Origin of the sequence: Erysipelothrix sp. HDW6C (assembly GCF_011299615.1) — a bacterium.
In the GTDB taxonomy this organism is placed as follows: Bacteria; Bacillota_I; Bacilli_A; order Erysipelotrichales; family Erysipelotrichaceae; genus Erysipelothrix.
On the sequence record NZ_CP049861.1, the window covers coordinates 789,738 to 812,280 of the forward strand.

Consider the following 22,543-nt stretch of genomic DNA (forward strand, 5'->3'; position numbering starts at 1 on the left):
ATGACAACACTAAAGGCACTGTCGATTTCGCAATCAGCCAAGACAATGTTAACTGAGAATCATGAATTAATTCATGTACACAGTACCTTTAGTCATGGTCTTAATCTTCTTGTTGATGATCGTCTTATATTTATAGGTGATTCAAATTCTCCTTTTGGAATCCAACTATCACAAAATGACATGCATCAATTATCTTTAGTCAGTAAGGAAACAACAGTCTTTTATCATAATGCCAAACTTTACTTCCGTAATCTCCTTAAACCTATTACGGTTGAACTTGCTGATTGTCCCCTTGATGCATGGACAATGTCGACGTTTTCTCAAGACAGTGCCAGTCTTGAGAAACGTCTACACTTAATCCGAAATATTACAACACCGACAGGGTTTGATCTTTCAGTGGATGAAACGCTACAAATAATTAAAACTGAACTTCCGGATACTGAAAGTAGGGTTCAATGGCTTTTGGGTCGTGGACGTGGACTCACTCCATCAGGAGATGATGTTCTACTTGGGTATTTGGCAATCACGCGTTCGTTAAATATGTGCGTGAGTGCTACTGAAAATATACTATCAGATAGACTCAAAATAGATACTACAACCCATGTATCCTACGAGTATCTTCACTACGCACTGGAAAACAAATGGAGTCTTAGAATGGTAAATTTTCTAGAAAGTCTGCATTGTGCAAGTGATGAAGCATTTACGCGTCAACTTATTTCGTTTTTAGATTATGGACACACATCCGGTTGTGATACCTTGCTGGGTATTGCGTGGGGATTGGAAGAAATACTTAATAAAGAAGGTAACATATGAAACAGAAAATAGTAATTGCATTGGGTGGAAATGCCTTGGGTGAGACCCCATCCGAACAAAGAGATGCGGTAGCGATTGCTGCCAGAAGTATTGTCGATCTGATTGCACTGGGTCACGATGTAACGGTAGTCCATGGAAATGGACCTCAAGTTGGAATGATTCACTTGGCTTTTGATATAGCAGCCCAACAAACTGAAGATATCCCTGAAATGCCGTTTGCAGAAGCGTCAGCAATGTCACAAGGGTATATTGGTTACCATCTTCAAAATGCGGTTGGAAATGAGTTGAGAGAGCGTACAATCGATAAGTCAGTAGCAACCGTCCTAACACAAGTTGTTGTTGATAAACAGGATCCAGCATTCACCACACTCACAAAACCAATTGGTCCCTTTTACGATGAAGTAACAATGCTTGCTCTATCCGAAAAGAATGGATATACATACATTGAAGATTCAGGCCGCGGTTACCGTCGTGTTGTTGCATCACCGATGCCGGTGACTGTGGTCGAGCGTGACGCCATTAAATCACTTGTGGATGCAGGTGTCTTGGTAATCTCAAATGGTGGTGGGGGAATCCCTGTTATCGAGGAAAATGGGAAGTATGTTGGGGTCGATGCCGTAATCGATAAAGATAATGCGGCTTCAAAAGTGGCTGATGAAATTGATGCCGATATCCTTGTAATTCTTACAGGTGTCGACAAAGTAGCAATTCATTATGGCAAGTTCAACCAAGAATGGTTAACGACACTCACGATTCCGATGGCCAACCAATATATTAATGAAGGACATTTTGCTCCAGGATCAATGCTGCCCAAAGTGGAGGCATCAGTTCGATTTGTAGAAGGTCGACAAAACCGTAAAGCCATTATTACATCTTTAGAGAATGCCCATTTGGCAATTTCTGAGGGGAATGGCACAACCATTCAATCATAGAGTATTCAATGAAAAGAGTCGCTCATAAATTGAGTGACTCTTTCTTTGTGTGAACCTTTTACTTCTTGGTTTTCATTTGGTCCGAGAGTAAGTTTCTCGACTCCATTAGAATCAAAAAGATTCCTGATCCAAGTATTATCATTGCCACTATTGGTAAAAGCGAAGAGTTGATTCCTGCATTGGGGAGTGAGTCGACGTTATTCTTCGGATCTTTATCAACAGGTGTTGAACGGTTGATTGGTTCATAAATGTAAACCACAAGAATATCCTCGTTAACAATTCCTTGGGTATTGCTTGGTTCTGCTTTGAGTTTATATTGCTTCCCGTTGTATTCAAGTGTTTCAAGACGTTGTGTCTGATAGTTCGTTCCGACATTATAGGTTGATACTGTTGCATCGCGGATATCGGTACCATTCGTATCTTGGTATTTTGTAGTGACGGTTGCGGTTTGAATCTCGTTATTCAGTTCACTGTATGTATAAATGACATCGATATTACCATTTATGACATTTCCTGTACTGTTGGTTGCCTCGACTTTAATTGTATACGCTTTTCCGTTATAGGATATTGTTGCGGTTCGTGCAGTAGTATAGGGTGTTCCAACAACGAGTGTTTGTATTGACTTTGCTTTAATATCTTGGCCGGCAATGTTTCGGTAGTAGGTTGTAACAGTTCCTGTCTGCTGTTGTGGTGATGTGAGATCGTATGTATAAGTAACATCGGTATTTCCAGCAACGACAGTACCACTTGCATTCGCTGGTGCAGTGTTAAGAAGGTATGTCTTTCCATCAAAGATGATAGTTGTTGGGGCTGTTGTGGTGTAGGCTGTTCCAATTGTCAGTGTCTGAATCTGACTGGTTTGAATATCGACGCCGTCTTGACGCTTGAAGTATGTAGTAACAGTACCGTCAAGTTCCGCACGTGTTTCGATTCGGTAGGTATAAATAACATTTATTGGATCAGTACCTACAGTTCCATCTTTGTTTGTAGGTTCACTCCATAAAGCGTAGACTTGGTTGTTGTAGTTTATTGTTTGCGGTCGTGTTGTTGTGTACGGAGAATTTGTATTCACAGTTTGAAGGATACTTGGCTGCAAATCGGTTCCTGATTCATCTTGATAATATGTCGTAACAGTGACGGTATTAACTTGTGGGTCGGGGATTTCATAGATATAAATGACATCCGTATTTCCCGACACAACAGGACCACTCTTGTTGGCTGGTTCCGTTTTAAGTATGTAAGTTTCACTGTTGAATTGAATGGTCTCTGGTCGTGTCGTTGTGTAGGTTTGACCAACATTAAGAATCTGTGTTGTAAGGGTCTGAAGGTCTGTACCATTTGTGTCGTGATAATAAGTTGTGATGGTCGCTGTTTCAATCGCAGGTTCATCCAGCTCATAGACATAGGTTACATCCGTATTTCCGCTTGTGGTAGTACCGGTTTTGTTGGTTGCTTCAGTTTTTAATGTGTAGTTTTTATTGTTATACGTTATGGTTGAAGGTCGTTGTGTTGTGTAATGTGTTCCAACCACTTTTGTAGCGATACTTGTGCTTGCGATGGCAAGGTCATCCTCGTCTACGAAGTGTGTGGTTACGGTTCCACCGGCAACATGAATTGTACGGGTGAAAGGGACTGCGTAGGCACCATCATTCGCTGTAATATCAGCAGGAAGTTTACCGATGGCAGAAGCTTTCGCATCCAGAGCGGTGTAGGTATACGTGAGTGTTACATCCTGATTTGCATAGGAATCATCAGAAAGTGCAACTGGTAGTTCAGTTAAAGTATACGCTGTCGCCTCAGCATTAATGAAAACACGGATATTATCAATGTCAGTACCGATTGCGGTTCCATCAGAGAAAATTCCATTATCTGTTAAAGTGAAACTTGAACCTCCTAATGTTGTATCAAAAGATGCATGTTTCGTCGCATCCCAATCAATAATTGTTGATAAGTCACCAAAATTTGAGAAAAAAGGGCGTGTTGTTTCGATTATGAAGGTTGATACATTAGGAGAGAGTAGTTTCAATAAATTACCATTATCAAGGCTAATGCCGCTCTTATAGGCATCGGGTACATTTAAGAAGGCAGGATTATCGTTGCCACGTAATGTATCACCGGATGCATACATAAAATATACAACTTCAGTATCGTTGATAGCGTCATTGGTACGTTCTGTTTCGGTTGCGAAAAAGTCGGAATCCAAGTCGGAACCGCGATAGAACCCCGTTAATTGAATTTGACCACCCATGCCACCGGGAATATTACTTGCACCACTGTTCTTCTGGATTTCGCGCAAGCCAGTATTAAGTGTTGATGAAAACTCATTAACACCTTTTTCTATCATCAGACCATTCGCGTTGCGTATGGCGCTATCCATATACAATTTTCCTATACCCCCTAATTGTGAGTATCCATACGGTGTAATGTGAAGATTTGCGGTTGCATTGATGTAATAATTTGGGTTGCTCGCATATGAACCGATAAGGTCTGTTCCATTCTTTGCTCTTAAATATGTTTGTGCGCCTCGAAGCCCGTGCGACGGTGAGCTACGCATCGTTAGAGTAATATCACTTCGCGTGGTATTGTAACGTGTAGGAATGGTCATTTTATTCTTTTCTGTCATCATATAATCGTTTACGGTATTATCTTCGCCATAGCCGATAAGGTTTGGGAAATAAGTACCAGTACCGTAATTCTTAATTGTCGTTGTATTCGTATTTCCTGGCACAATTGGCAGGACTCCAACGGTTAGTCTTGAAGACGTTATATTACCTGCAATCGCATTTGGAGCTGCAGTTGTGGCAACCGTAGGAATTGAAGGGCCATCATATGTTAGTGGTCCATACTTTGTGGGGTTTGTGTTAATCAAGTTTGAGTTACGATCAAGCACACCCATATAACCAGAATAACGATCTTCAATTGCAATGTTGTTGGCCAGATAAAATTCATTATAAGTCATCCCTTGAGCGTAAACAATGATTCCAGCATCTGCTGAAGCGACAAGATTTGTGATGTTTGTAGTAATTACTGTATCTAAAAAACCTTTATCAACAGTACTGTCGGTATAGTAGTTTGAACCAGTGAGTAAGTATGTTTTATCAGCGTTGTCTGCGTGCACCGGGTGTGCAGAGGCTGTTGATAGTAACAGAATAAGGCAAAGTAAAATTGTTGATTTTCTCATAAATATCCCCTTTATCGAACTTCGATTTCATTTCAAAAGAAACATACAATAAAGTGTAATGGGTGTTATCAACAAACCTCCTTTTTATAACCCATCCCCACGAATGAAACATGTGATAAAGACAAAAAAGCAAGCAAAACATAAGGTGCTTGATAATAATCGGTAAAACATTGAATTGTTTGGGTTCTATATATGATAGGAATAGAGCCTAAACATCGGGAACTTAATAGTAGTTGAATTAATTTTATAATAGCATAACTTTGGATTAAAGTCAGTGAAAAACACTATCGATACCTGAAGAATCAATTCTAATTTAATCAAAATAAAAGAAACATATTTCCGATTCACAGCCATTTTTAAAGAAAACTGTCCTAAAATAATGGTAATGTTTGATATCTTGCGTGTTTTGTTATGATAAGGTATTATTCAAGGAGAGATGAGGGATGTCATAATGGTATATAGCAAACTCCAAAGTAAAGATGGACTGTCATCAGTTCAAGGACATATAGCAGATTATGTTCTTGCGCATACCGATCGTGTGCTAACAATATCAATTCATGAGCTGGCGGCGTCAACCAATACATCAATTGCGACTGTGACACGCTTCTGTAAGAAACTGGGTGTCGACGGATACCGTGATTTCCAAATCAGTTTGCTTCGATCGTTGAATGTGCATATGATGGTTACTGAAGAGCAAATACCACTAAATGAAAATAGTAACGAGCTTGAACTCGTGGATAGTATTGGTTCATTACAGAAACGTGCCATTACTTCGACGCAGTTGCTACTAACGACTGAATTGTTAAGTGGGACAATTGATGCAATCAATAAAGCAGAGAATCTGTATGGTGTCGGTATCAGTGACAGTTTTATCAGTTTGCATGATTTTCAAAACAAACTCTTGAAAGTATCGAAGTTCGTCCGCATTGCATTCTTACAACCAGAGCAAACCTTCTTATGTGCTCAAGCGACGCCGCGCGATGTTGCCTTCGTAATATCATATGGAGGTAAAAGTGCCGAAGTCGTTAATGCTTGCAAGATATTAAAGAAACGCGGTGCAATAATCATTGCACTTACTTCGGATGAAAAGAGCCCTGTAGGAAGATTAGCTACCCGTATTTTACCGTTGCCGCCTATTGATGAAGAAGATGAATTGATTCGGATTACTTTCTCGTATGCTGCGATTTCTTATGCGATTAATTTAATTTATGCAGGACTCTACCGCAATAATTATGCTAAGAACCAAGACTATATTGTGAAGGTTAAAGACGAGTATTTGAATAAATAGATACAAATTACCACTATTCGAGCAATCTGAATCGAAATAGCGGTAATTTTTTTCTGTAAGCGATAATCATTTGAGAAGTTACTTGACGCTTGCTAAGATGGACTTGTTCGGAACGAGGTTGAAAATATATGATCAAAAATGATTTAGTAAAAACATGTCTTGAGGTTCTAACGGATGAAAGTGAGCACCAATCAATTTCCCCAGAAATTGCGATGACTTCTTCATTCTACTCGCGAGACTATCAAGAATATGTTGATGCAAGTAAAGATGAATTCAATCACTTTGTGTATACGCGTGGTGCGAATCCTACCAATAATAAACTGGAGAGCATCCTTTGTAAGTTGGAAGGAGCGCAAAAGTGTAAAGTATTTGCTTCAGGTATGGGAGCAATTAGTGCAACATTACAGTCATTTCTACACAATGGGAGCCATATTGTTGTCGTTAATTCGATTTATTCAACAACACTAAAGTATATAAAAACTCTTGAAAGGTTTGGTGTATCCCATACAGTTGTAGCTTCCACGGATACATCTGACATCGTAAGCGCACTTCAGGAGAATACAGATGTAATTTATATGGAAAGTCCATCAAGTCAGAAGTTTGAGATGGTTGCACTAAAGCAAATCACAAGAATTGCTCAGGAGCGAAACATCATTACAATGATTGACAATACATGGGCAACCCCATTATTTCAAAGACCGTTAGAATTTGGCGTTGATGTTGTGTTACATTCGTGTTCCAAATATATTGGCGGTCACTCTGATATTGTATGTGGTGCTGTGTTGGGTTCTTTCGACCACGTGACACAAATTGAAAATACAGGTTACTTAACAATGGGATCAACATGCAGTCCCATGAACAGTTTTTTGGCGATACGAGGCATTCGGACGTTGCCGCTGCGTATGGAGAAGCACAGCAAGAATGTAATCGAAGTCATTGATGCTCTTAGCAATGATGCTCGTATTGAAACAATTTATCATCCTTATGTACAACAGCGCGCATTGGCGGATGAGTACCTCAGTGGGTATGGTAGCTTAATGTCGTTAACATTCAAGGATAAAGATACTGAAAAATTAAAGAGTTTTGTCAATGAACTCAGTACCTTTATGATTGGTGTAAGTTGGGGTGGATTCGAGAGTATGATATTACCGGGATTTAAAGATGACAACCAAGCGGTGATGGCATCACGTGGACTTGATATTACACATACAAGAATGTTTGTGGGTCTGCTTGAAGCGGAAACGACAATTAACGATATAAAGTCTGCACTTGATGTAGCGTATGGATTGAAACAATAGTATTCTTTTAAAAAGTAATTTTAAAAATGAGGAAAGGAAATAATAATGGGAAATAAAATTAGCAAATTTATGAATGAAAAAGTACTTCCTTTAGGAATGAAAATTGGAGGTCAACGTCACTTGCTAGCAATTCGTGACGGTATGGCAGCGTCCATTCCATTAATCATTGTTGGATCAATTTTCTTAATCATCGGAAATCTTCCAATTCCAGGATATACAGAATTTGTAGCTGGAATATTTGGAGCGGATTGGACTGTGAAACTTGATTATGCAGTTAATGCGACATTTAGCATTATGGCACTTATCTGTGTGTTTGCGATATCAAACAGTCTTGCGAATAAATACAGTGTTGATGGTGTATCGGCAGGATTTATTTCGTTGGCTGCGTTCTTAGTTGTTACCCCACTTACAGCAGATGGTGGAATACCACTTGCATACATGGGGAGTAAAGGTCTCTTTGTTGCAATCGTTGTTTCACTTGTAAGTACAGAGATATTCCGATTTATGGTTCAAAAAGACATTGTTATTAAAATGCCTGAAAACGTACCGCCCGCAGTCAGTAAATCATTTGTCGCTCTGATTCCATCGATCTTAACAGTGACATTATTCTGGGTGATTCGATTAATTGTCGAAGCAACTGGATTTGGAAACATCCACGAAATTATTGCTGTAATCCTTGGTGGACCACTATCTTACCTGGGTGGTGGTTATGTTGGAGGGTTGGTGGCAATCCTTATCACATCACTGTTTTGGACTGTAGGGATCCACGGATGGGACTTGGTGCTCAGTGTTATGCAGCCAACATACATGTTGATGTTGGATCAAAATAGAGTTGCTTTCCAAGCAGGTGCTGAAATTCCAAATATTATCAATTACTCCTTCTATAATGTATTTGTATGGATGGGTGGTAGTGGTGTGCTGATTGCAATCGCTGTCCTTTTGATTCTACGAAGTCGCAGTAGACAAATGAAAGAATTGGCAAAAATAGCCGTTCCTCCAACAGTGTTTGGGGTAAATGAACCCCTTATGTTTGGTTTTCCAATCGTCATGAATCCAATCATGATTATTCCCTATGTATTGGCACCTGTGGTAGTATTTACAATTTCATATGCCGCCATGTACTTTAAGATAGTGCCGATGACAAATGGTGTAATGGTCCCATGGACAATGCCACCACTAATTGGAGGTTATCTTGCGACAGGAAGCATCAAAGGTACGTTGTTACAGCTTGTAAATATTATAATATCCGTAGCAATCTATTATCCATTCTTTAAAATTGCGGATGACACAGCTTATGCAATTGAAAATAAAAAGACATCAGCAATTGATGCCTAGAAAAAGAGAATCGAAAGATTCTTTTTTTACGCAGTAAATAGATTGATTTCTTCCTCGGTTAAGTCGCGATATGCACCCAACTTAAGAGAGGGGTCCAAATTGAGCGAGCCGATTTTGACCCGTTTTAGGTAAATAACTTCATTTTCACAGTGGTGCATCATGCGCTTCACTTGATGGTACTTTCCTTCAGCAATTGTCAGAAGGATTTTGTTATCGTCAATCATCTCAACCGTCGCTGGTTTCAAAATGGTGTCATCAAGCGGTATTCCTTCGAGAAGTTCACTGATGAATCGTTTGTCAAATGGTTTTTCCAAATGAACGAGGTATTGCTTATGGATGTTACGCTTTCCATGGGCGATTGCATGTGAGAAATGCCCGTCATTGGTAATGAGTAAGAGTCCTTCGGTATCTGCATCCAAACGGCCGACAAAGAAGAGGTCACTTCGATAGGTGTCAATCAGTTCAAGTACCGATGGGTATTCAACCGCATCGTGGGAACAAATGTAGCCTGCTGGCTTATTCATCATGAGATAAACGTTCTCGACATACTCGATCAATTCGCCATCTACGGTGACACGGTCGTTATCTGGATTCAAAATATAACCAGAATCCGAAACAATATTGTCGTTCACGCTTACTAATTTTTTCTTAATAAGTGTTTTTGTATCCTTGCGCGTTCCGTAACCGTTGTGCGCTAAAAATTTATCCAATCGCATGTGATATCCTCACTTTTTATTCTATTATACCAGTAAAATGTGATTTAATCTTGTGTGGTTTTCAGAGTATCTATGATTGCATCTGTTACTGCAATGCCATCATTCTTAAGCGCGAGAATAACACTCCCGATACTTGGTTCGAAGATGGGTTCAACAACTTCGCAGTCAATATCCATGAGACTTTCTTTAAAGGGAGTTAGGATGGATGAACCACTTTTGAATACGCCACCTGCATATGAGACTTTCGTGGTTTCGACATAGTGAAGATTTGTATAAATTGCGGTTACAATCTCACCAAGTTCATAAGCAGCATCGCGGTAGATTTCAAGAGCGGGAGCATCGTTGTAGCGTGCAAGGGGAGATAACTCTTCAGCCATTGCTGCAATTTGTGTGCGATCAAATGCCAAAACATTCGCTACATAATTTAACATGTCAGTATCATCCTCAAATGCGTGATTGCGATTCATGCTGTGATACAGTTCAGTCTTTGGCCTACGCCCGTCACTTTGTTTTGAGTATTCTTGAATATATCTGCAGGCAATCCAATGCGCACTCCCTTCGTCGCCACCAAATGCATGGTGCCAACCGCCCGATGTAAATCGTTTCCCGTGATCATCAATACCGAGTCCGATTGATCCTGTTCCGGCAATAACGCAAATCCCAATTTCACCAGCGAGTGCGCCAGCGAGTGCATTATCGGTATCGTTACCGATTGAATGAGGTATCGTCTGCAAGGCAATTTGAATCGCTTTTTCTATACGAGGGGTGTCACGAACAATATCTCCATAACCAGGACAACCAACAAAAATATGAGCGATATCTGTGATGTTTAAATCGGTGTTTTTCAGGCAAGTGCCAACGCCTTCTTGAACTCGCTCACTCAATCCCTCAAGACCGCATTGAAGATAATGAATGGTTGCCTTCGTTGTGCTGGTAAGTACTTTTCCGTTTTCATTGGCGAGGGTAAATTTTGTTTTTGTTCCACCGCCATCAATTCCAATATAGTAGCGCATTTTATTTATCCTTTCTGATTGAGTTGCGTTCAACGACATGGGTTGTTACAAGTGTATTTGTGATAAGGGTATCGCCTTCAATGACCAGCTCACGCATTCTCTTGACAGCAAGTTGGCCAATTGTCTTGGTTGGAACATTAATCGTTGTGAGTGTGGGTATAGTATGAGCGCTGCCGGGTATATCGTTAAAACCAAGTACAGAGATATCCTCAGGAACTTTATAACCTTTTTCATAGAGAACACTCAGGATTACCGCAGCAAGTGTATCACTTCCTGCAAAGATTGCTTCTGGGCGATGTTCTGATGCCATTAAAGATTCTGTCATGTGGGCACATGTGTCAATATCCCATCCGCAGTCAAAAACAATGCGCGGATTCATCGGAATTTGGTGACGTCGCAATGATTCGCGATAACCAATCATACGGTGTGTTCCTTCAAATTCTTCATTTGGAGTGCTCCCACCAATATATGCAATGTCGCGAAACCCTTTTCTGAAAAGATAGTCCATGGCTTGGTTTGTTGCTTCAAGTTTATCGAAACCAACATTGTTGAAGTGGTAAGAATCAAAGTCGATACCTACAATATGGTTAATTTCACGTACAAGCGCATCAAGAATAGATTTTGGAAGATTCTCCATTAAGAAAACGCCATCTGGCTGCAAATCGAGAAGTTCTTGAAATCCGTTTGGAGCATTAAGTTCGGTGTAATTCTTAATAGCGATGAGATTGATGTTATGTTTTGAACACTCTTCTTCAATCGTGCTCAGGATTGTATTGAAAAAAGGATCCCCGTACTTCTCGGATGTAAGCGCAAGAATTACTGCGACACGAAAGGGTATCGATCCTTTCTTTTTACTTTTATAGGTGTAGTTTAAAGTTGCTACTGCGTCCATAATTGTTTGTCGTGTTTCATCACTGATTTTAAACGTATGATCTTCGGATAATACGCGTGAAACAGTGGCGGCGGATACATTCGCAAGTTTGGCGACATCTCTTAGTGTTGACATATTCATTCTCCCTTGTTTACTAAACATACTAGTATAAAACCAGACAATTGTCAATTATTTTACTAAAACGTTTATGAAAGCCTTTACAACACGAGAAATCGTCGCTATAATCGGGTTATGAAAGGTAAACATAGATTAATGTTTAGTAAATACGGTGGTTTATGAAACGTAAGTTTGCATTTATTGGAGCGGGGTCTTTGGACTTCACCCGTGGACTCGTCCGTGATATTCTCACATTTGATGCTTTTGATGGCTGTGAGATTTACCTCATGGATATTAATGAAAAAAGACTTGAGTACGCATATGATGGTGTTATGCGTATTGTTGAGAAAGGAGGCTATAACGCTACAGTTAAAGCGACAACAGATCGTGAAGAAGCACTTAAAGATGCAGATGGTGTGTTGATTACAATCTTACAGGGTGGCGTTGAAGTTTGGCGTCATGACATTGAGATTCCTAAAAAATATGGTGTTGACACCTGTGTTGGTGATACACGGGGTCCATCCGGAATCTTCCGATTCTTGCGAACTGCACCTGTGATGCTTGATATTATTCGTGATGTTGAGAAACTCTGTCCCAATGCGATTGTATTAAACTATACAAATCCAATGGCAATGTTAGTAAGTTTCCTTCAAACACAGACAAAAGTAAATGTTACCGGATTATGCCATAGTGTTCAGGGTACTGCAGAAATGTTGGCCGAATGGATTGGCGCAGATATGAAAGATGTTGAATATACATGTGCAGGTATAAATCACCAAGCGTTCCACCTCGAATTTAAAGTTAAAGGTGAAGACGCTTATCCACAAATTTGGGAAGCAATCAAGCGTGATGAAATTCTTAATGAAGAACAATTACGCATTGAGATGTTCAAACACTTAGGTTACTTTATTACAGAATCCAGTGGTCATAACTCTGAATACGTAGCGTGGTTCCGTAAACGTCCCGATTTGATTGAAAAATATTGTACCTATGGTACAGGTTGGAATCCGGGTCACTATGCCTATATCTTGGATGAGTATTTAGGTCGTGAACATACCTGGGAACAAGAGTACAAAGACTGGGTTGCGACGGGTGAAATTGAACTCGAACGCGGAAACGAATATGCTTCGCATATATTCAATGCATTGTTTGGCGATGGAACACCGTATTTCTTTAATGGTAACATTCGCAATCAAAACTATATTACAAATATTGATAATGGTGCCTGTGTTGAAGTTCCAGTAGTAGCAACAACACGTGGAATTCACACTGTACAACAAATAACCTTACCAGATCACCTTTCAATTATGGTAAATAACTCGGCAAAAATCGAAGAACTTGCTGTCAAGGCTGCCATCGAAGGGGATGCGGAAAAAGTATTTCAAGCAATCTTATTTGATCCCTTGACATCTGCTGTTCTCAGCATGCAAGAAATCAAAGATATGGTTCAAGAAATGCTTTATAAGAACAAGGAATATCTACAACACTTCAAAACATTAGAGCTTAAATAGGAGACAATATGAAAACGAAAGTTACATTAGTTATATTATTGGCATTGATGCTTTTAGTTGGTTGCGGACAAGCGACTACAGACAAGACAGTATTAACATTCTGGGGACATCAAAATGATGCGTGGGCAGCTTCTTATCGAGAAATTGCTGACAAGTATGAAGTTGAAAATCCAGATATTAAGATTGAATTTGAATTTTATCCCTACGACCAATTTGAATCTAAGGTACAAACATCCTTGATTTCAAAAGAAGGGGGTGCAGATATTTACGAATTATGGGGTGGATGGGCTATCGACTTTGCCCCAACAGGATCCTTAGAAAAAATGCCAACCGCATTTGAAGAAGAGATTCGTAAGGACTCATATCCTTCAACCTATGGTGCATTAGAGCATGAAGGCCACCTCTATGGTATTCCATTGGAGTTCAACATTGAAAATGGTGGTATGTTGGTTAACAACGCACTTCTTGAAGCCAAATCAATTGCCGTCCCAACAACATGGGCCGATTTAAAAACTGCAGCTGTTGCTTTAACTGAAAAAGAAGGAGATCTCATTACAATTAAGGGATTTGACTTTGTAAACTGGGACTCCGTTCCGTATCTCTTTACATCAATGATTCTTTCCCAAGGTGGAAGTTATCAACAAGAAGATGGAACCTTTACCTTTAATACCGAAGAAGGGCGCAAGGCATTTAGTGAACTTCACAGTCTTGTCGCTGATTTGCAGGTAACGAATATGGAAGGTCTATCGGGTGGTGGTGATATGGAAGGCTACCAACAACTCTATTCTGGCCGTGCAGCGATTGTGCCACGTGGTGTATGGACGGTTGCTGAAGGGATGCATACCTTTGGTTTGGAACACGGAAAAGACTTTAGTTATGTTTCTATGCCATGGTTTGGTGCTGAACCAAAATTTGCAGCAGAGACAGGGTGGTCATTAGCTGTCAATGCATCATCGGATAAGAAAGAAGAAGCCTTAAAATTCTTAGAGTTCTTCTACAAAGATGAAAACTTACTCCAACATAATATTAAGAGTGCACAAGTGCCATCGAAGAAAAGTATTGCTCATGATGCAAAACTTCTCGAAGAAATGCCATATGTCGAACCACTTGTTTCAGTTCTCGATAAAGCCCAATTCATTGGCTACTTTAATACCGATGTATTCAAAGAAGCAATCAATGAAGTATTCCAGGAATATGAGGCAGGTCATTATGGAAGTGTCGAAGATGCACTCAAGGCAATTGAAGCAAAACTAAACAAATAATGTTTGCGATGGGGGGCGTGTCTCCCCATCGCAAATACAATGAAGGGTGGTACAATGAAATATAAAAAATTCGTTTGGATTATACTGATACCTGTATTCATTCACATGTCAGTTTTTATAATTGGCCCGATATTCGCAGGGGTTGGAATCTCCTTCTTTGATTATAATCCTTTAAATGCACATCAGAATTTTATTGGAATGCAAAACTATGTGCGATTGCTCAGTGATAATGTATTTATTAAAGCAGTAACAAATACACTATTCTTCGTAGCAGTAACTGTGACATTAAACGTGACAATCTCATTAGGGATCGCAAGTTTAATTAACTCATTTCGCTCCAATAAAGTACGCAGTCTCTTTCGTATGATCTTCTTTCTACCCTGTGTGGCACCATTGGTCGCTTCATCGGTAGTGTGGTCAAAAAGTATTCTAACTACAACCAACGGCTTGGTAAATATTGTTTTACGACAACTTGGATTTGCTGGGGTCAATTGGCTTGGTGATCCCAATATCCTGATGTGGTCAATCATTGTCTTTACACTGTGGGCGGATATTGGCTACAACATCATTCTCTTTACAGCGGGCCTTGATGGGATTCCTGCCGATATTTACGAAGCATCCGATATTGACGGGGCGAGTAAATGGCAACAGTTTATTCATGTTACGGTCCCACTGTTGGGGCGAACCTTTGCATTTGTTTTGGTAATGACGCTTATTTCTCATTTCCAAATGTTTGCGCAGTTTGCGGTGATGGCTGTCAAGAATGGACCTTTAAATTCTGGGGTCGTACTTACAAGTCAAATCTATCGTACGGCGTTTGAATATAAAGATATGGGTTATGCATCGGCAATATCTGTTGTACTCTTCTTGATTATTCTTGTAGTCAGCATGGTTCAACAAAAACTTAACAAAGTAGAATGGGAGTACTAAGATGAGAAAAATGAAATGGTCGAAGATACTCATTATTATCTTCTTGGTCACACTCGCGATAATCTTTGTAGTTCCCTACTTTTGGATGATTTCCAACTCATTCAAGAGCACACAAGAAATCATGACAGATCCACAACATCTACTTCCAGTGAATCCAACATTGCGAGGGTATCAGAAGGTACTTACAGAGTCACCCTTCTTTTATTGGTTGCGCAACAGTTTATTCATTACAATTACCAATACAGTTATAATTTTAGCTGTCAGTAGCATTGTGGGGTATATCTTCTCGAAATTTAAATTTCGCTTCAAAAAGACTTTGTTGTTTATAATCTTAGCAACGATGATGATACCATCACAAATTACCATGATTCCATCATTCTTATTAATCAACAAATTAGGGTTATACAATAACGTAGGCGCTTTGATTTATCCCTCGTTTGTTAATGCATTTGGAATCTACTTATGCAAGCAGTTCTGTGATGAAATTCCCAATTCTCTAATTGAAAGTGCACGCATTGATGGCGCTAAGGAATTCTATATATTCCGTAAGATAATCTTACCAATATTGAAACCGGCCCTGGGCGCTCTCGCAATCTTTACATTCTTGAACTATTGGAATGACTACTTGAATCCTCTTATCATGTTGAATGACATTAAGAAGATGACATTGCCACTTGCGCTTTCATTCTTTGCATCCCAACATGCAGCTGATTTGTCTGCAACGATGGCAGCTGCAGCTCTAATTATGATTCCAGTTACAATTGTGTTCATGATGTTCCAAAAATACTTTATCAAAGGTATTACAATGACGGGGATTAAGTAGGAGGTCCTATGAAGTTATCAAATTATAAGCCGATTCCAGAGTGTGTTGTTAAAGAAACAAGTGTCAACACACCAAAATTTAAAGTCTTTGACTTCCATACTCATATGGGAAAACTTCTTTTAGGTGATGACTATGCATTACGTTATGAAACCGGAGCGTATGTAGAGAAACTCAAGAGCATGGGAGTAGTTGGTATTGTAAACTTAGATGGTTTCTGGGGGCATGATACTGATGCAATGAATCAAAAAATTGCTGGATATGAGGATTTCATTCATACGTTTATGTGGATTGATACATCAATTATTGATGATCCAGAGTTTACATCAAAAACGAAAGCGGCAATTCTTGAAGGAATCGGCAAAGGCATGGTTGGTATCAAAATGTGGAAGGACATCTCACTCGGACAGATTGACCAAAATGGCAATTATATCCGTACGGATGATCCTCGACTGGATATCATCTATGAAATGGCAGCAAAATATAGGCTACCAGTTTTGATTCATATTGCCGATCCAACCGCTTTCTTCAAACCGTTAAATGACACAAACGAACGTTATGAGGAAATATCTGAAAATCCTGACTGGAGTTTCTCTGATGACAAATTTATGACGTTTGCGGAATTGATGGAGATGCAAGATCGTATGATTGCGCTTCATCCTGAAACAGTATTTGTTATTGCTCATGTCGGTTCTTATGCTGAAAACCTTGAACATGTGAGCGAGCGCATGCGTCGTTATCCGAATATGTATGTTGATGTTTCTGCACGTATTGCGGAATTGGGTCGTGTTCCTTATAGCAGTCGCAAATTCTTCCTCGAATTTCAAGATCGCATTCTATTTGGAACCGATTGTACGCCCTTAGATGTTGGTGCACACCATCCGATTATTTACCGTATGGCAGAAACAGACGATGAGTATTTTCCATACAGTGATGAAATCGTGGGTGGACAAGGTCGCTGGAATATTTACGGTTTGAATCTACCGGATGAAGTCTTAGAGAAGTTCTATTATAAGAATGCAGCTCGAATTCTTAATCTAGACTAAAGTAGAAAACAATCCCATGCGGATTGTTTTTTTTTATCGCTTGGTGATGGTATAATCAACGCATGTTTAGTTATTGGAAAGGATAATCCGTATGATAACACTTAAGTCGCTCAGTGGGTTTTCTTTAGAAACCATCCATGATGCATTTGTTAAGGCTTTTTCCGATTATGCTGTACCCATGAACCCAGACATCCATGCTTTTAAAGCGATGTTATTACGACGTGGTTTTGACAAGCATGTTTCAGTCGGGGCTTTTGCGGATGATCTGCTCGTTGGGTTCATTCTAAATGGCAGTCGCTTGTGGACTGGGAAATCGACAATCTATGATTTGGGAACGGGCGTATTGCCAAGTTATCGCAGGCAAGGGCTAACTACGCGTATGTTCTCTTTTGCATTAACGCTTTTCAATCACGATCAATATCTCTTAGAAGTGCTTCAATCCAATACATCCGCAATCGCATTGTATGAGAAACAAGGGTTCAAAGTTGTTCGAAACTTTGATTGTTATCAAGGAAAGCAAGACCAAATTCGCTGCCAAGATATTGTGGAGGTAAAGCGCGTTGAGTCTTTGAATGCTGTTCCTTTGGGTATGTTTACAGACTGTAATTATGCGTGGCAAAATGCTACGGATTCGGTTAATGCAGTCGTCGATATCTTTCATTACTATTGTGCATACGATGGATCTCATGTTATCGGATATGGATGTGTTGATCCAATAACGGGTGATGTTCCCCAGTTTGCAGTTTCAAAGGAGTACCGTCGTCGTGGGATTGGTACACAACTTCTAAAAAAACTTGGTGCGGTTTCGCAAACTGGCGTTGTTAAATTTATCAATGTTGATGAAAGTGTTGATTCAATGCGTCGTTTCTTGGATGCAAATGGGATGCATGTTTTCGTAAAACAATTTGAAATGATACGTGTACTGTAAAAAAGCGAGATGAGAGTCTCGCTTTTATGATTGTTTTCGTATGGGTAGGTAAATATCACAAAGTAGTGATTGATCATCAAGAGAATCGATGGGATAGTATTCATAATCCAATCCAACGGTATCGAGCTCGTATCCGGAAGTAGGGAACCATTCATTAAAAATGTAGTTCCAAGTCTCTTGAATATTTTGGACGAAGTTATCTGGTACTGAAGCAGGAACTGTAAATACGGCATACGTTGCTGCAGGAATGCGTGCGCTTTGGTATGTCGTTGATGCCGTTGTAGCAGCGACACCGATTATATAATCAAATGATTTTGAATCAACATCTTCGGGCATGCAAACACCGTATTCTCCATGGTTCTTAACAAAGGGTTCATTATGGAGACGAACCATGTCTCCGCTCTGATGGTAATTTCGCCACATTGCAGCGATGTCTTGATTGTTTTGACCATCAATATTCGATGTTGTAATTTTGTAGCCAACGATTGAAATTTCTGGTTGTGTAACGATACGTGGTTTCATTAAAAGACCTCCTATTGTATATGTTGTTAATGATACCAACGACGGGTGCTGTGGATAGTTCTTTTGTGCTTGGCTTCTATAAGCATCGGGAGTGCAATTAAAATGCTTTTTGAATGCTTTAGAAAAACCAGAGTGTGTCTCGAATCCTAAAGCCATGGCGATATCAATGATTTTTAAGGGCAAGCTCAAATAGTAAGCCGCCATGTTCATTTTTCGAAGACGAACATACTCCATCATGGATGTGCCAAGTCCCCAAGAGAAAACACGTGAAAAGTGGTAGGGCGAATACCCAGCTTGTCGTGCCAACTCTTCGACCGAAAGTGTCTTATCCAAGTTTGCGTCGATGTACTTGAGAACATGTTCTAAGGTGTCAATATTTTTCATTATTGCCTCCATCCTGATCAGTAAACCAATCATAACATAATCACAAAATGCATCTGTTCCAAACGTGCTTATATTTAAATTAAGGTATGGTATACTCTACTTAATGAGGAGGGATACAATGCAAGGAATATTGAAAGACAAGCACATACTCGTAACAGGGGTGAGTCGTGGCCAAGGAATTGGGGCAGGAATTGTGAGGGTATTGGCAGAAAGTGGTGCCACGGTTCTTGTTCATGGGTATGCACCCTACGATAAATCGGTTGCGTACGAAGATGCGGATGCATCCTTTATATCTCAATTTGTATCAGAACTAAAAGATCGAGAATTGGATGTACGACTGCTTGATGAAAGTGATTTATCCATTGAAGGGAACGCAGTTCGACTAATCGAAGCGGCAGCTCAAACGATAGGGTATGTGGATGGACTTGTGCTTAATCACGCATACTCAACACACTCGCCCATAGGGTCATGGACACAGGTAAATATTAACAATCATTTACACACTAATGTCACAGCGACAATGTTAATGATTCAAGCGTTCCATGCCCAACTACCCAATGAGAAACGCGGTGCTATTACGCTATTTACAAGCGGTCAATACTTAGGTCCGATGACCTCCGAAATAGCGTATGCAGTTTCGAAAGATGCGATTATCAGCATTACCAAACAAACAGCAGCTGCGCTTGGGGCGGATAATATACAAGTGAACTGTATTAACCCAGGTCCCACAGACACAGGTTATGCTTCAGGAAATGATTTTGAGGCAGTCCGTAAAAAAATGCCAATGGGAAGATGGGGTACACCAGAGGACGCAGCGCGTCTTGTTCGCTTCTTACAAAGTGATGATGCCTTGTGGATTACCGGAGAAGTTATTGCCAGCGAAGGTGGTTTCAGGCGATAGGTGGTTAGAAGAAAAATAGAATAATGTACGACTCCACGATACGTGGAGTTATTCGACAAAGGAATGCAGCAGGTAATGAAAGAGTGATGCTATAATGACTTCAGGAGGATACATTATGAACACTGTACTTGTTGGAAGTTATATTAGTAATCTTCGTAAAAAAAGAGGTCTTACCCAAGCGAAACTGGGGGAGATTATTGGGGTTAGTGATAAAGCAATATCGAAATGGGAGAATGGTGATGGTCTTCCAGACGTGGCAATTCTTCAGTCACTCGCTGTTGCTTTAAATACCAGTGTTGATAGTATTTTGAATGGGGGACCAATTAAAGTGCGACGGCTCCTTATGTCTTTGGGCAACGACGAAGATATTCGGTATTTTAAGCAAGGTATCATCGCAGTTGTTTCGGCGCTTATTGCGAGTCTGAGTATAAAAAATCTCGTCTCTTATGTAATCCTAAAAGACTCAATTATCAATATGACGTTTGAGTATGGCGACGGATTGTATCCCTATGAAGGCAGCAATCCATTTAGTGGGTATTCAATTCCATTTATTATAGTGTTGTTGATGGGATTCAGCTATTTTGTCTATGTTTACTTTAGAAAGATGTTGCCTGATAATGGAGATATAAAGCACTTTCGCTTCTTTGAGTCGGTCATGGTATGTATTTGGCTTGCTCCACTTATTTATATCTTCTTTTATGAGGTGCGTATCGATTTTATCGATCCACGACTGATTTTCTTTATCCCAACGCTCATCTTTATCTTAATAGTAACACTTCAAGTTCGTAAGCTTATGAAATGAAAGGAACACGCATCCAATGGTGCGTGTTCCTTTTTAGACTTCAGTTGCAAACAGTTGATACTTCTCTCCCCAATGCCAAAGGCTGTCAATAACATCTTGTAACTCCCATCCAATCGTTGTTAGTGAATATTCAACACGGACTGGGACTTCTGCAAAGACTTCGCGCTCCACCAATTCACGCGATTCTAAAGCGCGGAGGTGTTGTGTCAAAACCTTATTTGATATTCCTGGTAATCCTTTAGCGAGGTCGCCAAAACGGTGTGTCCCTTTGAGTAACTCGCGAATTATCAAAATTTTCCACCGATCTCCAATTAACAAAACTGTTGTTTCAACGGGACATTGTGGTAGTTCGTAACTTTTTAAAGATTCCATAATTCTCCTAATAGTTACTAATCAGTAACTAAGTTCTGTGTGGTTCCCTAGTTGTATTTGGATACCAGAGTATTATAATTATAGTATAAGTGTAACAAATAGAAAAGAGGCAAACACTATGAATATTGCAGTAATAGGTTCTACAGGAAAGCTAGGAAATATTATCACCGAGAAATTACTCGAAAATGGGTACACGCCAACAGCGATCGTACGTGATCATCGTAAAGTTACGATTGGTGTTCCAGTTATTGAGAAAAATATCTTTGACTTAACAACTGAGGATATATCTGTGTTTGATGTCGTAATCAGTGCATTTGGAGCACCGATGGATGATTTGAATCAATTCACTACAACAACACAACATTTCATAAAAATATTTAAAGATACTGATACCCGACTCATTGTTGCGGGAGGCGCAGGTGGCCTGTATGTGGCAGATGGTGTTCGATTAATTGACACTGATAATATTCCTCCACAATTTGTCCCGCTAGCAGAAGCAGAGGTTGCAGCATTTGAACTCTTGGCGGACGAACAGCGTTTTGCATGGACATACATGGCACCACCTGCAGTAATGGAATATGGTGTTCCCAAGCGTGGCAATTTTGTCCTGTCAGGGGATAAATTAGGATTCAACGCGAAGGGTGAGAGCTACACAACGTATGTGGATTATGCGAATGCATTCATTGAGGTCTTATCAAAACCGTTCAACCATGAAACCGTTGGAGTCTATTCAAACTAATATAAAAGTGCAGTATCTGAGGTAATCAGAACTGCACTTTTTTAGTAATTCATGGCCAGGATTGTTTGCGGATTTATAATTTCAGAATCACCTTGTAAATGGTTATTAAGAAACTCCGTTACATAGTTTAGAAACATTGAAACTGCTTGGGAGGCATCGGTGTAATGGTTGGATACAATGCGTTTCGAGATACCTTTATGAACGACATAACAAAACTCCATAATATATGTCTTCTCTGACTCCTTGAAGTACCCATCATCAATGCAAGGGGAAATTAAGAGTGCATCACGGTTTTTGAGATTTTGTCCTGCGGCAACACTGGGTGATACGTTATCATACAAACCACTCTCAGGCGCATAAACTGAAAAGTAAGCATCAATTTGTGAAAGGACATAGTCGGAATGATTGGAATCAAAAATATAGGCATAGATTTCAGGATTGGCAAAAGAACACTCAGCATAGCATCGCCACGCTAAAAGAAATGTTGTGAGTGAATCTAAATCCAATGCTGTAATTGCTGTAAGACGGTGAAGGTATTCGGTAATACTGTCGACCATACTGATCGCAATTAATTGGTCAAGATTCTCAAAATAATTATAAAGTGTTGCACTATTGTATCCAGCCAGTTCAGCAACATTACGAATTGTGATGCGGTTAATCCCTTCGGAAGTCGCGATATGTTTTGCTGCATCGATAAAGTAGCGAACGGTTCGTTGTCGTTGAAGATCGCGTTTTGGTGATAAATCCATTCAGATACCTCTT

21 protein-coding genes are annotated in these 22,543 nt (G+C 39.9%); 14 read left to right on the forward strand and 7 right to left on the reverse strand.

The genetic code is table 11. The features are described 5' to 3' along the window. Together G7062_RS03460 and arcC are read left to right on the forward strand one after the other, a co-directional pair. Window positions 1–813, forward strand: a complete 813-nt coding sequence (locus tag G7062_RS03460) for a DUF2877 domain-containing protein (RefSeq protein ID WP_166064529.1) — start codon at window positions 1–3, stop codon at window positions 811–813. Beyond that, on the forward strand, window positions 810–1,745 hold the full coding sequence (gene arcC / locus G7062_RS03465) for a carbamate kinase (protein WP_166064530.1): 936 nt from the start codon (window positions 810–812) through the stop codon (window positions 1,743–1,745). The genes G7062_RS03460 and arcC overlap by 4 nt, the downstream gene beginning before the upstream one ends. Window positions 1,746–1,803: 58 nt before the next feature. Here arcC and G7062_RS03470 read toward each other — a convergent pair whose 3' ends face one another. Continuing rightward, window positions 1,804–4,926: a MucBP domain-containing protein gene (locus tag G7062_RS03470; RefSeq protein WP_166064532.1), complete on the reverse strand. Its 3,123-nt coding sequence runs from the start codon at window positions 4,924–4,926 to the stop codon at window positions 1,804–1,806. 451 nt (window positions 4,927–5,377) lie between these two features. Here G7062_RS03470 and G7062_RS03475 point away from each other — a divergent pair, with 451 nt between their 5' ends. From G7062_RS03475 to celB, 3 genes are all read left to right on the forward strand, one after another. Continuing rightward, window positions 5,378–6,214 (forward strand): MurR/RpiR family transcriptional regulator, encoded by an 837-nt coding sequence (locus tag G7062_RS03475; RefSeq protein ID WP_166064533.1) that lies wholly within the window; start codon window positions 5,378–5,380, stop codon window positions 6,212–6,214. Between the two features lie 128 nt (window positions 6,215–6,342). After that, window positions 6,343–7,512: a PLP-dependent aspartate aminotransferase family protein gene (locus G7062_RS03480; protein ID WP_166064534.1), complete on the forward strand. Its 1,170-nt coding sequence runs from the start codon at window positions 6,343–6,345 to the stop codon at window positions 7,510–7,512. 45 nt (window positions 7,513–7,557) lie between these two features. Next, window positions 7,558–8,847, forward strand: coding sequence for a PTS cellobiose transporter subunit IIC (gene celB, locus G7062_RS03485; protein WP_166064535.1), 1,290 nt, complete (start codon window positions 7,558–7,560; stop codon window positions 8,845–8,847). A gap of 26 nt (window positions 8,848–8,873) precedes the next feature. Here celB and G7062_RS03490 read toward each other — a convergent pair whose 3' ends face one another. The 3 genes from G7062_RS03490 to G7062_RS03500 are packed head-to-tail and all read right to left on the reverse strand — an operon-like array spanning window position 8,874 to window position 11,582. Next, on the reverse strand, window positions 8,874–9,563 hold the full coding sequence (locus G7062_RS03490) for a pseudouridine synthase (RefSeq protein ID WP_166064536.1): 690 nt from the start codon (window positions 9,561–9,563) through the stop codon (window positions 8,874–8,876). A gap of 44 nt (window positions 9,564–9,607) precedes the next feature. Continuing rightward, window positions 9,608–10,576 carry a BadF/BadG/BcrA/BcrD ATPase family protein gene (locus G7062_RS03495; RefSeq protein WP_166064537.1) on the reverse strand — a complete coding sequence of 323 codons (969 nt, stop codon included), beginning with the start codon at window positions 10,574–10,576 and terminating at the stop codon, window positions 9,608–9,610. A gap of 1 nt (window position 10,577) precedes the next feature. Continuing rightward, window positions 10,578–11,582, reverse strand: coding sequence for a LacI family DNA-binding transcriptional regulator (locus G7062_RS03500; RefSeq protein WP_166064538.1), 1,005 nt, complete (start codon window positions 11,580–11,582; stop codon window positions 10,578–10,580). A 161-nt stretch (window positions 11,583–11,743) separates the two neighbouring features. On the opposite strand from G7062_RS03500, the gene melA reads away from it, so the two are divergent. The 6 genes from melA (at window position 11,744) to G7062_RS03530 (ending at window position 18,061) form a co-directional block, all read left to right on the forward strand. Continuing rightward, the gene (gene melA / locus G7062_RS03505) at window positions 11,744–13,075 is read left to right on the forward strand and encodes an alpha-galactosidase (protein WP_166064539.1); all 1,332 of its coding nucleotides are present in this window, start codon (window positions 11,744–11,746) and stop codon (window positions 13,073–13,075) included. Between the two features lie 8 nt (window positions 13,076–13,083). Next, on the forward strand, window positions 13,084–14,337 hold the full coding sequence (locus G7062_RS03510) for an extracellular solute-binding protein (RefSeq protein WP_166064540.1): 1,254 nt from the start codon (window positions 13,084–13,086) through the stop codon (window positions 14,335–14,337). Between the two features lie 54 nt (window positions 14,338–14,391). Next, window positions 14,392–15,267 carry a carbohydrate ABC transporter permease gene (locus G7062_RS03515; RefSeq protein ID WP_166064541.1) on the forward strand — a complete coding sequence of 292 codons (876 nt, stop codon included), beginning with the start codon at window positions 14,392–14,394 and terminating at the stop codon, window positions 15,265–15,267. Between the two features lies 1 nt (window position 15,268). Continuing rightward, on the forward strand, window positions 15,269–16,090 hold the full coding sequence (locus G7062_RS03520; RefSeq protein ID WP_166064542.1) for a carbohydrate ABC transporter permease: 822 nt from the start codon (window positions 15,269–15,271) through the stop codon (window positions 16,088–16,090). A gap of 8 nt (window positions 16,091–16,098) precedes the next feature. Further along, window positions 16,099–17,133, forward strand: a complete 1,035-nt coding sequence (locus G7062_RS03525; protein ID WP_166064543.1) for an amidohydrolase family protein — start codon at window positions 16,099–16,101, stop codon at window positions 17,131–17,133. A gap of 91 nt (window positions 17,134–17,224) precedes the next feature. Next, a complete protein-coding gene (locus G7062_RS03530) occupies window positions 17,225–18,061 on the forward strand; it encodes a GNAT family N-acetyltransferase (protein ID WP_166064544.1) in 837 nt (278 codons plus the stop codon). A 24-nt stretch (window positions 18,062–18,085) separates the two neighbouring features. Here G7062_RS03530 and G7062_RS03535 read toward each other — a convergent pair whose 3' ends face one another. Then, entirely contained in the window at window positions 18,086–18,967 is an 882-nt protein-coding gene (locus G7062_RS03535) for an AraC family transcriptional regulator (RefSeq protein ID WP_166064545.1), read from the reverse strand. A 118-nt stretch (window positions 18,968–19,085) separates the two neighbouring features. On the opposite strand from G7062_RS03535, the gene G7062_RS03540 reads away from it, so the two are divergent. Together G7062_RS03540 and G7062_RS03545 are read left to right on the forward strand one after the other, a co-directional pair. Beyond that, a complete protein-coding gene (locus G7062_RS03540) occupies window positions 19,086–19,868 on the forward strand; it encodes an SDR family oxidoreductase (protein ID WP_166064546.1) in 783 nt (260 codons plus the stop codon). Between the two features lie 115 nt (window positions 19,869–19,983). Beyond that, window positions 19,984–20,670: a helix-turn-helix domain-containing protein gene (locus G7062_RS03545; RefSeq protein WP_166064547.1), complete on the forward strand. Its 687-nt coding sequence runs from the start codon at window positions 19,984–19,986 to the stop codon at window positions 20,668–20,670. 33 nt (window positions 20,671–20,703) lie between these two features. Here G7062_RS03545 and G7062_RS03550 read toward each other — a convergent pair whose 3' ends face one another. Next, a complete protein-coding gene (locus G7062_RS03550; protein WP_166064548.1) occupies window positions 20,704–21,042 on the reverse strand; it encodes a helix-turn-helix domain-containing protein in 339 nt (112 codons plus the stop codon). Window positions 21,043–21,160: 118 nt separating this feature from the next. On the opposite strand from G7062_RS03550, the gene G7062_RS03555 reads away from it, so the two are divergent. After that, entirely contained in the window at window positions 21,161–21,781 is a 621-nt protein-coding gene (locus G7062_RS03555; protein ID WP_166064549.1) for an NAD(P)-dependent oxidoreductase, read from the forward strand. 41 nt (window positions 21,782–21,822) lie between these two features. Here G7062_RS03555 and G7062_RS03560 read toward each other — a convergent pair whose 3' ends face one another. After that, the gene (locus tag G7062_RS03560) at window positions 21,823–22,530 is read right to left on the reverse strand and encodes a TetR/AcrR family transcriptional regulator (protein ID WP_166064550.1); all 708 of its coding nucleotides are present in this window, start codon (window positions 22,528–22,530) and stop codon (window positions 21,823–21,825) included. Window positions 22,531–22,543: the final 13 nt, after the last annotated feature.